This window comes from Parablautia muri, assembly GCF_009917485.1.
Taxonomy (GTDB): domain Bacteria; phylum Bacillota; class Clostridia; order Lachnospirales; family Lachnospiraceae; genus Suilimivivens; species Suilimivivens muri.
In genome coordinates, this window is record NZ_QZDT01000008.1 from 114,052 (window position 1) to 128,467 (window position 14,416).

The following is a 14,416-nucleotide window of genomic DNA, read 5'->3' on the forward strand; positions in this document are numbered from 1 at the left end:
CAGCCAGCCAAGTGGACATGCTTACATGAACATTGGGCCACTGCCGCAAGGGTCAATTCCCCGTTCCTTGCAGCGAGGTTGTTGATTTGGACTGCCTGAACCGTTATGTGCAGTTTCAATTTTATAGGTAAAATTTGTCTAAGTCATGTTGAAATTGTGAAAAAAATGTGATTTCAGACAATACAACACAATTCCTTAAATCAAAATAGGAAAAATCATAGAATTGTGTTAAAATAAAATGAATTATACTTGTGCCAACGCCCAAATTGGCAGGTGTTGGCAGCATGGAGGATGATTATGGAGCGAAAATGGTATAAGCAGGGAAACGGGCTGCTTCGAGAAATGAAAGAATGGCTACCAGGACCCCATGAGCTGATTTTCTGGTACCTTGGTCAATGCGGTTTTGTATACAAGAAAGAGGCGATCGTTTATATTGACCCTGTGTTAAACAGCCTTGTTGATGAAAAGGGAGATAACATGCGCTATTATCCATCCCCCTTTTCCCCGGACAAGGTAACCGCCGACTATGTTCTTTGCACCCATGGGCACAAGGATCATCTGGCTTTGGAAACCCTTACAGGAATCGCCAAGGCAGATTTACATACCAAATTTATCGTGCCGGGAGACTGCGTAGAAACGCTGGTTGAAGCTGGCATTGATAGGCCGCGTATCATCGAAGCCTGTGCCAAAGAAGAACTTCAATTGCCAGGACTTACGGTATATCCAATTCAGGCGGCCCACCCGGTCCACCAAAAAACAGCCCAGGGAAAAGATGTGGCATTATGCTATCAGCTTACTATGGGGAATATCCGGATATTGCATTTAGGCGATACCTACCTGACCCAGCAGCTTTTAAACGATCTGCTGGCTCTCAAGGCTCCGGACTTGTTTTTTGCGCCTATCAACGGTGGCGATTATTTCCGCACCGCACGGGACTGCATTGGGAATCTGAATATGCTGGAAACTGCCAATCTGGCCATAATGCTAAAAGCTGCCGTTACCGTTCCCACTCATTATGATATGGTGAAAGGAAACACCGTAGATCCTCTTGATTTTGTACGGATTTTAAGGGAGATCGATGACGCCGCCAGGTGGCAGCTTCCCGCTTTGGGCGAAGGTGTAATATATTTACCATTAAGTTTTTAAGCACACATAAAAAAGGATACATTCTGATTGCATCATTTCAGAAAGGACTCATCATGATGAAAAATAATTTTCAACCGTTTATTACAGGATTACAACACATTGGGCTTCCTACAAATGACATAGAAGCCACAATTGCGTTTTACGAAATATTTGGCTTCCAGGTAGCGTACCGGACAATCAATGAAAAAGCCAATGAGCAGGTGGCCTTTTTAAGGCTTGGCGATATCACCATTGAGACCTATGAAAATAAGCAGGCGGCACTGGCTAATGGCGCTTGGGATCATATTGCCCTGAATGTCACCAACATAGAGGCGGTATTCCAGCTTGCAAAAGAAAAAGGTCTGGACATTATGGATTCTGAAATCCAATTCCTGCCCTTTTGGGATAACGGCGTAAAATATTTTATTGTTATCGGCCCTAATAAGGAAAAGGTTGAATTGAATCAGTTTCTCTAAAAAAGACTGGTATTACATGGGACAGCGTGCCTATGCAAGAGGCGGTAATAAAAGATTTACGCAATGATAGTTTTGATATTTTCAGGGAACAAGCTGTAAAAATTACCCTTTTTGGAAAAGCACCGAGCCTGTTGCACGGTGCTTTTCTCTGATATCCTTGAAGTTATCCTGCATAAAACGCTTTGCTGACGGGGTAAAACTCTCTTTCCCATTCTTCAAATGGCGGCTCAACAGTATATATGACATCAAAATATTTTTGATATACTGTGCAGCCCTGTTTTCACAATATTTATAATTCAGAACATTACCACTCTCATCCACCTCCAGATGATTATCTAAACAGTAAATCTTTGCTCCATAACCAGTACAGCAGCGCATAAATAATGGCAAATTAAATCGTTAAAGGTATTTCCACATATGTTCACTTGAATAGATGCGCTGCAAGGTTATACTATTATATTAAGGCTTGTCTAATCAAGAACGGTCATCCCCCGCGGTACAGTCCCGATGTCTTCCGAAAAATTATGAAACAGGTTGAAAATGTGGCGTATGCCCTTTGAATTAAAAAAATTTTTCTGTCACACAGAGAGAACAATATCGTCTAATGAAACGTACGGAGAAAATTTTGTAAAGGAGTGCAGCAAAATTTATACACAGGAATGAAAAGATTTTCTGTAAATATTCCGTTACAAATCTCATTTGCACTTCAGAAAAGAGGACCTATGAATCCATTCACCAACGAAGAATTACTGGAACTGATTCAAAAAGCCACCGCAGGAGACAAGCCGTCCCTGGAGATGGTGATGCTCAGTGTACAGGATCTGGTATTCAACCTGTCCCTCCGGATGCTGGGGACCTTTCCGGATGCGGAGGATGCCTCTCAGGACATTCTTTTAAAGGTCATGACGCATCTGTCATCCTTTAAGGGGGAGAGCGCCTTCTCCACCTGGGTATTCCGTATTGCAGTTAATCACCTAAAGGACTACAAAAAGCACATGTTCGCCCAGTTTCCTTTAAGCTTTGAGTTCTATGGGGATGACATCCAAAATGCCAGGACAGAGGATGTACCGGATTTGACCCAGAATGTGGAGCAGGCAATCCTCGCGAAAGAACTGAAGCTGTCCTGTACCAATGTGATGCTGCAGTGCCTGGATACTGAGAGCCGTTGTATTTTCATTCTTGGAACCATGTTCCATGTGGACAGCCGCATTGCCGGGGATATCCTGGGCATCACACCGGAGGCCTACCGCCAGCGTCTGTCAAGGGTGCGCAAAAAGATGGCGGATTTTCTGGGGGAATACTGTGGGGAATACGGGAAGGGAAACTGCCGCTGTGCAGACAGGGTGAACTATGCCATCCAGAGTCATCGGATCAATCCCACACAGCTTTATTTCCAGCCAGCCGCACCTGCCCAGGTGATACTGGATGTAAAGGAGGCCATGGAGGAGATCGATGACCTGTCACAGGAATTTTCCTTTTGCAGAACTTACCAGTCCCCGGAAAACCTCAAACAGTTTATCAAAGAATTTTTAAACGGGGCTTCGTTTTCCGTTGTCGGGAACAGCTAGGAAATGGCAGGCTCCGTGTATTTTGGAAGATAGTCTGCAAAGCAGGAAGGAGAATCTATGGATACGCAGTTGATTTTGAGCTACCTGAAAAGCTTAAGTGAAAATAATAATCGGGAATGGTATCATGCACATAAGGCAGAATACAAAGAGGCAAATGCCCAGTTTGAGGCACTGGTTCAGGAATTAATTTTGCAGATCGGAAAATTTGACAAAAGCATTTTGCCCAGAGAGGCGAAAGAGCTGACTTTTAAGCTGGTGAGGGATACCCGTTTCAGCCACGACAAGTCGCCTTATCATCCGGCATTCCGGGCGCATATCGGCCCTGGGGGAAAACTGCCTGTACCGGTCGGATACTATCTGATGGTCAAGCCGGGAGGCCAGTCCTTCCTTGGCGGTGGACTGTTTGCAGCTTCGTTCAAAGATGCCACTTCCATGGTCCGGGATCATATTGCGGCAAATGGCGGAGAATGGGAGAATATCCTTCATGATCCTGAGTTCCAGAAGGAGTTTTCCGTGCATGGAACCGCTCTGAAAAATGTGCCCACTAGTTATGACAAAGAGCATCCGCAAGCGGAGTTTTTGAAATTTAAAAGCTGGTATCTGGAATATTCGGTCAGTGATGATATAGTCGCTGACGGGGAACGGTTTTTGGCAGAGGCAGTACGGCTGTTTCGGATTATGAAACCCTTTAATGATTTTCTTAACCAGGCATTGAAAGATTTTCAGATGCCTGCAAGATAAAGAGATTTTATCATTTTGATATTTTTAAATTTTTAGAGGTGATTCATAATAATGTTGGCGACCGAGATCTCCCAGTCACCAGTATTATTCCCAAATCATACATTGCACTGCATACGGCTGATACGATTATTTTTTAAGAGCCGCCTGGTAAAGGAAAGGATTCCGATGATTCCCTCCTTTATCTGGCATTCTCTGACAGGAGGGCACGCAGTTCTTTGATTGCATAAATCGGGACTCAGCTTAATTCATAAAGAACCTTATCATAATTCTTTACAAAATACCTGATATTGGTTCTTCCCTTCTGTATAATCGTATGTCCTTCTGCCTCCAGCTTTTCTTTTTGCGCCTTAATGCCCCCGGGATATTTAGTATTCAATTCACCATTGGCTTTTAAAGTCCTCCAATAAGGGGTTTCATCATCTGAACGCTGATAACTCGCCCATGCTGCAATCGATGTAAAAATTCCCGCCGTAATCGGCTCTGTAAAATCTGCTCCATTTTGTTTGGCAAAGTATTCGCGAATCTTTCCAACTGTGATTACTTTTCCATACGGGATTTTTTTCATTACCCTATCGTATTCAATCGGCGGTGCAAAGTACATTTTATTTCCACCGTATTTTTTAATACTTTTTTCATCAGTGATTATTTGAAACTTCGGCATATCTTTACTATCATGCAGCATAGCATTAAAATCCTTTTTATCTTCATTCGCCATATTCGATACCTCCTGTTTTTATTTTAATCATTCCCATTGTTTTATGCAATGAGGCTGTTTTTGAAATTATAAGGAAATTACACATATAAAATTGTTATATTACATCAAAAATTAAAAAGCAGCGTACCACACTACTATTACAGGTATAATCGTCCTCATAAGAAGATATGATTTTTTAACGAAATTCCCCCGCCGGCATCTGGCTTATACCTGTTTTCAGTACATTTGGGTATTCTGCCTCACTGAAGGTTGTCTTTATCACCTTCTCTGCAGTCATATCAACGAGCATTTTTTCAAGGCAGGTATGCCATACAGCTTTCTTTCCTTTCGTTGCTTCTGTCAGCAGCTCCCAAGTATCATGGTACAGCAGGTTATCGGCAATGTTCATTTCTGCCTGATTCTTTTTCATGCCCTGTTTCCTCCTTTTCTGTCTTTTTCGGTGGGAGAGAGCGTCAGTTCAAAGGTGTAGACCGGCTTATCCTCCCCGCACGATGCAGCCATTCCGAACCGTACAGAATGTACATTAAAACATATGACAATCTCCATTCCGGGCAATGCCACTGTTAATAAAATTACTCTGAATTCGGATGATATCCGAAAGATGTTGGAATCCGGACAAAGTTTTGATAAGGCAAAAGATATTACGCCATTTCTTGGGAAGTCGAAATATACACAGCAGTCATATTCTGATTGCCTCGCAATCTATAATGCAATCAGAGGAAGAAAAAATACCACTTCAAAGGCAGTGGCAAAGCAGGAAGAACTGTGATTATTCAGTCTCGTTTCGGCAGAGAGGATGATGATTTCTTCTTCCAGTATCTTTTGGACAGAGTGATGGACTTTCCCAACATTGTGGACTTAGAATCGAATGCCAATCAGGATAACCGGCTGTTTCATTTTCTGCTGTTCCTGTTCCCATATTATCTGAAAACAGCAATGCGGAAAGGTCTGTTCAAGAAATACATTAGGTGCAGATACAATGACGAAAATGTGAAAGGTGTCACCAATCTACTACACCAATTACTACACCATTTGCCCGTAAATTTACGTAGATTTATAACGAATTACACAGATAAAGGCAAAAAAACAAAAATTTGCATTCTCTATATCCCATTTTATTTTTCACTCTTTATAATCATCAATAATTTTCTGCAATTCCAGTATTTCATCTTCCTCAAGCTTTCTTCGTGAACAAAACGCTGCCACGAATCCCGGCAAAGAGCCTGCAAAGGCCTCCTCCACAAATTGTTCACTCTGTTTCGCCTGAAATTCCTGAAAAGAAATCTGCGAAGTCACTATCCCGCTTGTATTCCGGAAAAGCCCTTTTTCACAGAGACGCTTTAAAATAGTATATGTGGTCGACTTCTTCCATTTTAACTCCTTTTCGCCAAGCTTTACCAGTTCGCCTGATGAAATCGGCTCATTTTTCCATATGATCGTAGCAAATTTCATTTCCATCTCACCAAGTCTGTATCCTGACATCTTTAACCTCCACTCCAAAGCATTCATACTGAAAAATACGAGCAAAATATCTTACCGATATAATTGAATCGCCTCCTTTGCTTCCTCTAACCGCCTATAAAACTGCTGGTAAAAGCCTTTTCCTTTTTCTTCCGCCAAATCTTCATATGGCCTTACATAAAATTGTTTCAGCAGATACATATTCAAACTCTTTAAAATCGCTTCATTTTCCGTTTCCTTCACGATTTTCTGAGCATCCTTGAGGAAAAAATGCCAGTCCTTTATGTAGGCTTCATATTTACCAAGCTCCGGTATTTCCAGCCACTTCTTCACCTTTACCTTGGTTTTATTAGGATAAATACATTCATGCACCTGCAGAAAATAGCAAAAATCATTTCCCTCATAAATTCGTCCCAGCGGAAACATCCGGCAAAAGCCCGGCCTGAATCCATGAATGGCACACCTTCCCTCTCCGCTTAAAAAGGCACAGCAGTCATTCCCCTCCTGCATTTTCAAATTCGGCTGGATTATACCATCCACCACATTCAGTTCAAGCTTATTCTCCATCAATTCCTCAAAGGCGGTGCCAAGACCTGTCTCCAGATTATAAATATCATAAGGGTCTAAAATAATGGAATTTCCCATACCCTGACAGCAGGAAAAGCAGCCTGCACATTCATTGCATCCTGCCTTTACCATATCATTTGCCCCATAAAGTCTTCCATCTGATATCTCTTTTAAATCAATTTCCCGTTCCATTATTCTATATAAATCCTCCATGCTGCCAACACCTGCCAATTTGGGCGTCAGCTTTTTCACCGTATTCCCTCTCTTTCCAGATTCAGCATATATTCTTTGGCATAAAGGCCGCCTCCAAACCCCACCAGCGAACCGTCTGCCCCAATTACCCTGTGGCAGGGAATGAAAATCATAATAGGGTTTTTGTTGTTTGCTCCCCCAACCGCCCGGCAGGCTTTCGAATTTCCAATCTGCGCGGCGATTTGTCCATAGCTTCTCGTCTGCCCGTAGGGAATTGTACGGAGTGCTTTCCACACCTTCTTTTGAAAATCCGTTCCCTGGGGCGCCAAAGGCAGCGTAAATTCTGTTCTTTTTCCTTGAAAATATTCTATTAACTGATTTCCGGCCCTTTTCAGCAAATCCGTCTCAGACTCTGTAAGAAATTTTATTTCCTTTGCAGGTGCATCCAAACAATATTTCTTTTCATACTCTCTGTCAAAGCATAAGGTCGTGACAGCTTCTCCATTTTCTTCTATATAAATAACACCTATGGGTGTCTGTAAATAACAGCTATGCTTCATCTTCCGGCTCCTTATAAACAACTGGATATTTTTTGATTAAAGGCTTGTACATAAAACAGCTTTCCACGTGGTCATTGATAATTCCACAGGCCTGCAAGTGGGAATAGACCGTTACAGAACCCAGATATTTAAAACCGCGCTTTTTTAAATCCTTACTGACCATATCCGACAAACGGTTTCTGGCAACAGGCGTTCCCTCCTTATGCCCTTTATACAAAATTGTCTTGTAATCGGAAAAGGCCCAAAGATAACTGTCAAAAGAGCCAAACTCCTGGGAAATCTTTATGTATTGCTTTGCATTATTGATGATCGCCTCAATCTTTCTCCTTGAACGTATCATACCAGGTTCCTCCAGAATTTCCTGCACCTTTTCTTCATTATATATAGCAATTTTTTCATATTCAAAATTGTCGAAACATTTTTTGAATATTTCCCGTTTTTTAAGCATCATCGTCCAGTTTAGACCGCACTGCATTACTTCCATCATCAAAAATTCGAACTGCTTTCTGTCATCATGTACCGGAATCCCCCATTCTTCGTCATGATATTTCTGATTGATGCCATTGTCACAGCACCAGGGACATCTTATTTTGTTCTCCATTGCTTCCTCCGTTTTCTTTTTGAAATACCTGCTTATAAATGCCACTTATTTTAGGGTACACCCCCCATTCTTGCCAGCTCCCCGCAAATTGTATGTGTACAAAGCACACTATGTGCAAGCCCAAATTTGCGATTCGTAAAATCGGCCGCCAGGTTGATTTTTCAATCTAATCCCTTTGTTTCATTATACAGCTTTTTTTTACATTTAAAAACTGATAATAAATGATTTGTATCCTTATTTTACGGACTTTACAGTAAATGCAAAGTTCTAAACCGAATTGTTATATCTTCCTTTGCCCTGTTTTGTACGATAATTAGAAATAAAAGTCTCGATAAAGCTACACAATTATTACTGTAATTGCCTTACAATTGATATATGGTTTATTTCTTAGCTAAATATTCTATATTTATGAAGAAATTCGAAAAATTTGTAAAATTTTTCTTGTATTTTTGGTTCTAATTTGATATAGTAAATATAAATTCATAAAATATTAAAGGAGGATTTTCTAATGAAAATGAAAAAATTGCTAGCACTTGCATTGGCTGGCACAATGTTGGCTTCTATGTCCATGGTGGCATTTGCCGCTGAACCTCCAGCTTCTACTGGTGATGTTCTTGACATACTTGGTAAGGATTACCCAGATCTTGGAGCTGAATCTGTGGATAGCCCTTATCAAGATGGCGACAGATGGATTTATCCTGTTTATGATTCATGTGGAAACAGCCTTGGATATTACTGGATCAGGGTCAATACAGGTGAAGTAGGTAAATCTGAAACTAAAGCTGACAGAGAAGCAAAAGCTGAAGCGCTTGCTGCAGAGGCTATGGGTATTCCTCTTAGTACAATTTACGCTGCAAGAGCTGACGGCAAAGAAATTGGTGAATATATCAGCAATTCTGTTTGCAAGGTAGATGGAATTGACGAAGTTACTCCTGTTGCACAAGGTGGAAATGTTATCGTTGATGGCGAAGAAACCAATATCACATTTACCATTGATAAAGCTTACTATGCTTACACAGCTTATGCTAAAGCACAGGCTGCTGCTGTTGGCGGTACCGCAATCAATGTAGTAGATGTTAAAGCGCCTGTACGTTTCAGCAACGCGGAAGTAAACTTCTTTACACCTGGCGTTACAGCTGATCAGAACATCCAGATTTACCAGTATGCTAATGGTGCATGGGCAAGCGTTGATGTTAAGGAAGTGAGAGAAGACCATGTTGTTGCTAACCTGACAGCTCCTGGCGTACTTGTATTTGTAAAAGTACAGTAAGTTTAAATTTTATATACTTGAAATCCTTAATATTATATAAACTACATTATGAAAAAGCATCGATGAAGATCGGTGCTTTTTTATTTTAATCTTTCATAATTATCAAAAAATATCAATAATATAGTAAATTTATCTTGTAAAATATACATTGTTTTGATATAGTAAACTCGTAGTCTATAAAATATTAAAGGAGGATTTTTTATGAATGCAAAAAAATTAATGGCACTTGCATTAGCCACTGTTTCAGTTGCTTCCATGTCTATGATGGCATCTGCAGAAGAAAGCGTGAGCAGTAATTCTGTTCAGAAATCTGCATATGAAGCAAAGGCTGAAGCAGAATCAAGAGCCGAAGCACTTGCTGCAGAGGCTATTGGTATTCCACTTACCACAATCTACGCTGCAAACGCTGAAGGCAAAGAGATTGGTGAGTACATCAGCAATTCTGTTTACAAAGTAGCTGGTATTGATGAGGTTACTCCTGTTGCACAGGGTGGAAATGTTATTGTTGATGGTAAGCAGACCAACATTTCATTCACAGTTGACAAAGCTTACTATACTTATACTGCTTCCGCACAGGCACAGGCTGCTTCCGTAGGCGGTACCGCAATCAATGTAGTAGATGTTAAAGCGCCTGTACGTTTCAGCAACGCGGAAGTAAACTTCTATACGCCTGGTGTTACAGCTGAGCAGAATATCCAGATTTTCCAGGCTTCAAACGGCTCATGGGTAAGCGTTGATGTTAAAGAAGTCAGAGAAGACCATGTTGTTGCTAACCTGACAGCTCCTGGCGTACTTGTATTTGTAAAAGTACAGTAAGAAGGGTTTCATAACTCTTAAAAGCATACAGTATCAGAACAATGAACTGTGTTTTGCAAATTGACCTAAAAAATGCACCGGTATAACCGGTGCATTTTTCATGCAGAGTAAAATTGAATGGCTGAAAAATAAGCTGTGTTCCTATTCTTCCATCCGCTCACATCGAATAATTGCCTCCCCAACTCCAATTAGAATAAATACAATCGGTGTACAGATAACCTGCTGATAGCAAAAAAAGTTATGTCCCATGTAGCTAAGCACGGCACTCATGACCGCTATAAGCTCCGAATGCTTCTCTGTCCTTTTCCCAAAACGTAAAACAGCTGAAATAAAAATTCCGATATACGCCGCAGCGCCTATTACTCCAAGGTTTACAATCACATTCAGCCATTCGTTATGCGCACAGGTCAGTGCAACGCTTTGTCCCCACTTTCCTGCCAATTCCTCACCAAAAAAATTCCGGATATACAATGAAAAGCCATCCGGCCCACAGCCCAGCGCCTTCCGAAGCAGATCCCCTTTCAGAAATGATTTTACCGATGCCATCCACGATAAACCCCGGTTATTTCCCCAATATTCATCAAACAGAAGGTAATTACTATGGCTTCTATAATTTTCAGGAATTTTGCCAGTCGTGTTAAGATAAATATAAATAACTGTCAGCACCGCGCTTACAAATAGAAAAACAAGTAATATGATACGTAGATTTTTTATCTTTGTAATATCAATATTTTTATACTTTTCCATCCAACTGAAACAGAAATAAGCTGTTACAACACCTGCTAAAAGCACCCAGGTAAGAGCACCTTGAGAACAAAAGATAAAAAAATCCCCCAAAGGAACCGCTCTTGTAGGAAAAGCCTGCTGGCAGATACCTATAAGTTTAAAGCTCACGAAACAGACCATCATAACTTCAAAAAAACGTTTAAATCTTTTGTTTGATTCTAAGGAAAACCAGAACAGTACAAAAATCATTATTCCTAACGCCACAAACGCGCTATCGGAATTTTGTGTTATAATTGTCATAAAGCCAACCGAAGTAAAAATTCCCATTAGAATACGACACTGCTTATTATTATAAAACCAGAAGGCAAACATGCCTAGTGGAAATAAGAGCACCAGATAGCTTGAATACCATGTAGTCTGTCCAATTGTCGTCAAGAAATCAATTATATATTGTTCATCCAAATCCCGGTACATCTTAAGCGGATCTATCCGAAAACGCATCATAACAGCAAGTAAAAACACGCCAAATGCCCCGGCAAAATAAAGAGCGATGGCAGAATTGTCCCATTTCCAATAACGGGATACGAAAAAATAGATCAGCACAAAACAAATCTGTGCTATCAGTCCCATATACCATCCATTGGCCCCCCATATGACCAGATTTTTATAGGGTGAAAAGAGGGTGGATGCTATCACTGTAACGGCATAGAAAAATACAAATCCATCCAAAAGAGAAAATTTTATATTTTTCAAATCCCCCTTTAATTCATGCCCACACATCATGCTCACCAAATGGAATATAACGGCCAAAGACAAAGGGATTCCCGCGCCAAAGGTTAAAACCGTAAAAAATTTCCATTTTGCATCACCAATATTATAATATTTATCCTGATAATAGAATGGGAATACTACCAGCATTAGAAATACGTATGCAGAAACAACTTCCTTTGCCAGCCTATGATATAAATGTCCAATTCCCTTTTTTTCTACGGACGTCCTTTTAAGATGATTTGCCATTTGAATCCGCTCTCCTTGTTTTTTTCATATTTTATTATGAAATCAGAATGTCAAAATGTCAACTTTTGTGTCAGATTGGTGTTATTTTTCACACGTTAGCCGTTACTTTTCACAGGTCAGTCAGTAAACAGCTTGGAAAAAATAAATATTCCAAAAGGAACCCTTGGAAAAACGTCACGCGTCCTCTGGCCAACATGTGAAAAGTAACGAATCGCTACGATTGTTTACACTCTAAACAGGAAACAAATTGACACTTCGGGGCTTTTCGACATATAATCATAACCAGAGAATGAATCTTGCAGTGTATGAAAACAATTGGTTTAAGCCCATTTTATCATGGAGGTATAAATAATGCCCAAAATCACACCTTTTCAAAGTATCAGACCCAAACCGGAATTAGCCAGTCGGATTGCCGCATTGCCCTATGATGTTTATAATCGCAGGGAAGCCCTGACAGAGGTAAACAAAGAGCCTCTTTCCTTTTTAAAAATTGACAGGGCTGAAACCCAGTTTTCCGATGAAACAGACACCTATGCCCCAAAAGTATATGCAAAGGCCAAAGAACTGTTAGATGCAATGATTGCAGACGGAACATTTATAACGGAAGCTTCTCCCTGCTATTACATCTACGAATTAACCATGGACGGCCGTTCCCAGACCGGGATTGCTGCCTGTTCTTCTATAGATGACTACTTAAATCAGCTAATTAAAAAGCACGAAAACACCCGTGAGGAAAAGGAGCTTGACCGAATCCGCCATGTGGATACCACGAATGCGCATACCGGTCCTATCTTTCTTGTATACCGTTCCAAACAGGAAATCAACGAAATTGTCCATAATGCAAAAAATGAGCCGCCTCTTTATGATTTCATTTCCCCTGATGGAATCAGCCACCGGGTATGGAAAATTTCAGATACAAAGGTAATCGCAAGGCTGGAGGCTTTATTTGCCGCCCTTCCCTGCACTTACATAGCCGATGGACATCATCGCTGTGCCTCTGCCGTAAAGGTCGGATTAAAAAGGCGCGCGGAACACCCTGATTATACAGGAGAGGAAGAATTTAACCGCTTTCTCTCCGTACTTTTCCCGGATGACCAGCTCTATATTATGCCTTACAACAGAGTGGTTAAGGACTTAAATGGTTTGTCTTCGGAAAGCTTTTTAAAAGAAATTGAAAAGGCTGGCTTTACAGTGGAATACTTTGGGAACAGGCAGATTGCTCCCTGCCAGAAAGGAACTTTCGGCATGTACCTTCCTAGCGGCTGGTATTTGCTTACCGCCCATGAATCTTTGTTTTCTTCTGACCCGGTTAAAGGCTTGGATGTTTCCATTTTGCAGGATAATTTATTGCATCCAATTTTGAATATCCAGGACCCCAGAATTGATAAGCGGATTGACTTTGTGGGTGGCATCCGTGGGCTGGAGGAACTGGAACGCCGGGTAAGCAGCGATATGGCCGTGGCTTTTTCCATGTACGCCACATCCATTTCCGAGTTATTGGAAGTTGCTGATGCCGGTCTGCTGATGCCTCCTAAATCCACCTGGTTTGAGCCTAAGCTGCGAAGCGGATTGTTCCTTCATAAGCTCTCCTAATTCAAAGGAACCAAAGAAACCATCTGTTAATGTCGATGTGCCCCTTTATCCAAAAACAGGAATCTCCCGTAGAATCCGGCGTTCTTTATGCTCTGGTTTTCTACGGGAGACCTAAGCCTATACATCCTATAGCGCCTTAACTGTCACGCCTTAAACAAAGTACCAATCTCTTTCCCTTCCAGTATCCTGCTGATATTCACCACATCATTGCCATTGGCAATCACCATATCAACTCCAATTTCATTTGCAATCTTAGCCGCCGCAATTTTAGTCGTCATGCCGCCTGTGCCGAAAGCAGAATCCGCTCCCTTGGCCATGGAGCATAAGCCATCATCTATCTTCTCCACACAGCTCACAAATTCAGCCTTTTCATTATTTCTCGGGTCATCCGTATAAAGGCCGTCTATATCGGATAAAAGAATCAGCATATCCGCCTGGACCATCTGAGCAACGGTAGCTGAAAGTGTATCATTATCACCAAAATTTTCATCCTGAATCTGGTCTGTGGAAACAGTATCATTTTCATTTACAATGGGGATGACTCCCATATTCAAAAGTTCATGAAAGGTATTTTCCGCATTCCTCCTGCTGATTTCATTGATCATCGTTCTCTTGGTAATTAAAATCTGCGCGATTGTCTGATTATACTCTGCAAAAAGCTTCTGGTAAATCATCATCAGCCTCGCCTGCCCCACCGCCGCGCATGCCTGCTTCTTAGAAAGGCTGCGAGGCTTTTCTTTGATTCCCAGTGCTTTTCTTCCGGCGCCAATGGCGCCTGAGGATACCAATACAATCTCTTTGTCCTGATTTCTGATATCCGTTAAAACCCGAGTCAGTTTTTCCATTTTAAGAAGATTTAAATGCCCCGTATCTACATGCGTGATGGTGGATGTTCCAATCTTTACCACAATTCTCTTTTTATCTTTTAAAAAGTCCCTGTTCATTTACCATTATTCCCTCCCTGTAAGAATTTTTTGTTTTCAGCCCA

Annotated in this window: 18 protein-coding genes; 9 read left to right on the forward strand and 9 right to left on the reverse strand. The window is 41.2% G+C overall.

The window, feature by feature from the left end:
- The first annotated feature begins 297 nt into the window (after positions 1 to 297).
- Positions 298 to 1,146 (forward strand): MBL fold metallo-hydrolase, encoded by an 849-nt coding sequence (locus D5281_RS07570; protein WP_160559554.1) that lies wholly within the window; start codon positions 298 to 300, stop codon positions 1,144 to 1,146.
- Between the two features lie 53 nt (positions 1,147 to 1,199).
- Positions 1,200 to 1,601: a VOC family protein gene (locus D5281_RS07575; protein ID WP_277935231.1), complete on the forward strand. Its 402-nt coding sequence runs from the start codon at positions 1,200 to 1,202 to the stop codon at positions 1,599 to 1,601.
- 102 nt (positions 1,602 to 1,703) lie between these two features.
- Here D5281_RS07575 and D5281_RS27310 read toward each other — a convergent pair whose 3' ends face one another.
- Positions 1,704 to 1,979: a DUF7677 family protein gene (locus D5281_RS27310; RefSeq protein ID WP_456299538.1), complete on the reverse strand. Its 276-nt coding sequence runs from the start codon at positions 1,977 to 1,979 to the stop codon at positions 1,704 to 1,706.
- Between the two features lie 344 nt (positions 1,980 to 2,323).
- Here D5281_RS27310 and D5281_RS07580 point away from each other — a divergent pair, with 344 nt between their 5' ends.
- Both D5281_RS07580 and D5281_RS07585 read left to right on the forward strand, forming a co-directional pair.
- On the forward strand, positions 2,324 to 3,169 hold the full coding sequence (locus D5281_RS07580) for an RNA polymerase sigma factor (RefSeq protein WP_160559555.1): 846 nt from the start codon (positions 2,324 to 2,326) through the stop codon (positions 3,167 to 3,169).
- A gap of 57 nt (positions 3,170 to 3,226) precedes the next feature.
- Positions 3,227 to 3,910: a DUF2461 domain-containing protein gene (locus D5281_RS07585; protein WP_160559556.1), complete on the forward strand. Its 684-nt coding sequence runs from the start codon at positions 3,227 to 3,229 to the stop codon at positions 3,908 to 3,910.
- A 235-nt stretch (positions 3,911 to 4,145) separates the two neighbouring features.
- On the opposite strand, the gene D5281_RS07590 is transcribed toward D5281_RS07585, so the two are convergent.
- Complete coding sequence (locus D5281_RS07590; protein WP_160559557.1) at positions 4,146 to 4,625, reverse strand: MGMT family protein; 480 nt, start codon at positions 4,623 to 4,625, stop codon at positions 4,146 to 4,148.
- A 175-nt stretch (positions 4,626 to 4,800) separates the two neighbouring features.
- Positions 4,801 to 5,034: a hypothetical protein gene (locus tag D5281_RS07595; protein ID WP_160559558.1), complete on the reverse strand. Its 234-nt coding sequence runs from the start codon at positions 5,032 to 5,034 to the stop codon at positions 4,801 to 4,803.
- A 123-nt stretch (positions 5,035 to 5,157) separates the two neighbouring features.
- Between D5281_RS07595 and D5281_RS07600 the strand changes: the two genes are divergently transcribed.
- Positions 5,158 to 5,394: a hypothetical protein gene (locus D5281_RS07600; protein WP_160559559.1), complete on the forward strand. Its 237-nt coding sequence runs from the start codon at positions 5,158 to 5,160 to the stop codon at positions 5,392 to 5,394.
- On the forward strand, positions 5,391 to 5,816 hold the full coding sequence (locus D5281_RS26905; protein WP_334296610.1) for a 5-methylcytosine restriction system specificity protein McrC: 426 nt from the start codon (positions 5,391 to 5,393) through the stop codon (positions 5,814 to 5,816). The genes D5281_RS07600 and D5281_RS26905 overlap by 4 nt, the downstream gene beginning before the upstream one ends.
- Here the strand turns inward: D5281_RS26905 and D5281_RS07610 are convergent.
- From D5281_RS07610 to D5281_RS07625, 4 genes are read right to left on the reverse strand one after another with little or no spacing between them, the layout of a single operon-like run.
- Positions 5,748 to 6,107 carry a BlaI/MecI/CopY family transcriptional regulator gene (locus tag D5281_RS07610; protein ID WP_160559560.1) on the reverse strand — a complete coding sequence of 120 codons (360 nt, stop codon included), beginning with the start codon at positions 6,105 to 6,107 and terminating at the stop codon, positions 5,748 to 5,750. The genes D5281_RS26905 and D5281_RS07610 overlap by 69 nt on opposite strands.
- 51 nt (positions 6,108 to 6,158) lie before the next feature.
- A complete protein-coding gene (locus D5281_RS07615; RefSeq protein WP_160559586.1) occupies positions 6,159 to 6,845 on the reverse strand; it encodes a YkgJ family cysteine cluster protein in 687 nt (228 codons plus the stop codon).
- Between the two features lie 56 nt (positions 6,846 to 6,901).
- On the reverse strand, positions 6,902 to 7,405 hold the full coding sequence (locus D5281_RS07620) for a methylated-DNA--[protein]-cysteine S-methyltransferase (RefSeq protein ID WP_160559561.1): 504 nt from the start codon (positions 7,403 to 7,405) through the stop codon (positions 6,902 to 6,904).
- Positions 7,395 to 8,006, reverse strand: coding sequence for a DNA-3-methyladenine glycosylase I (locus D5281_RS07625; RefSeq protein ID WP_160559562.1), 612 nt, complete (start codon positions 8,004 to 8,006; stop codon positions 7,395 to 7,397). The genes D5281_RS07620 and D5281_RS07625 overlap by 11 nt, the downstream gene beginning before the upstream one ends.
- A 508-nt stretch (positions 8,007 to 8,514) precedes the next feature.
- Here D5281_RS07625 and D5281_RS07630 point away from each other — a divergent pair.
- Positions 8,515 to 9,276: a hypothetical protein gene (locus D5281_RS07630; RefSeq protein WP_160559563.1), complete on the forward strand. Its 762-nt coding sequence runs from the start codon at positions 8,515 to 8,517 to the stop codon at positions 9,274 to 9,276.
- A 201-nt stretch (positions 9,277 to 9,477) separates the two neighbouring features.
- Positions 9,478 to 10,092: a hypothetical protein gene (locus D5281_RS07635; protein WP_160559564.1), complete on the forward strand. Its 615-nt coding sequence runs from the start codon at positions 9,478 to 9,480 to the stop codon at positions 10,090 to 10,092.
- A 141-nt stretch (positions 10,093 to 10,233) separates the two neighbouring features.
- Here the strand turns inward: D5281_RS07635 and D5281_RS07640 are convergent, their stop codons facing one another.
- Entirely contained in the window at positions 10,234 to 11,835 is a 1,602-nt protein-coding gene (locus tag D5281_RS07640; RefSeq protein WP_160559565.1) for an O-antigen ligase family protein, read from the reverse strand.
- A gap of 351 nt (positions 11,836 to 12,186) precedes the next feature.
- Here D5281_RS07640 and D5281_RS07645 point away from each other — a divergent pair, with 351 nt between their 5' ends.
- Positions 12,187 to 13,428 carry a DUF1015 domain-containing protein gene (locus D5281_RS07645; RefSeq protein WP_160559566.1) on the forward strand — a complete coding sequence of 414 codons (1,242 nt, stop codon included), beginning with the start codon at positions 12,187 to 12,189 and terminating at the stop codon, positions 13,426 to 13,428.
- 143 nt (positions 13,429 to 13,571) lie between these two features.
- Here the strand turns inward: D5281_RS07645 and proB are convergent, their stop codons facing one another.
- Positions 13,572 to 14,372 carry a glutamate 5-kinase gene (gene proB / locus D5281_RS07650; RefSeq protein WP_160559567.1) on the reverse strand — a complete coding sequence of 267 codons (801 nt, stop codon included), beginning with the start codon at positions 14,370 to 14,372 and terminating at the stop codon, positions 13,572 to 13,574.
- Positions 14,373 to 14,416: the final 44 nt, after the last annotated feature.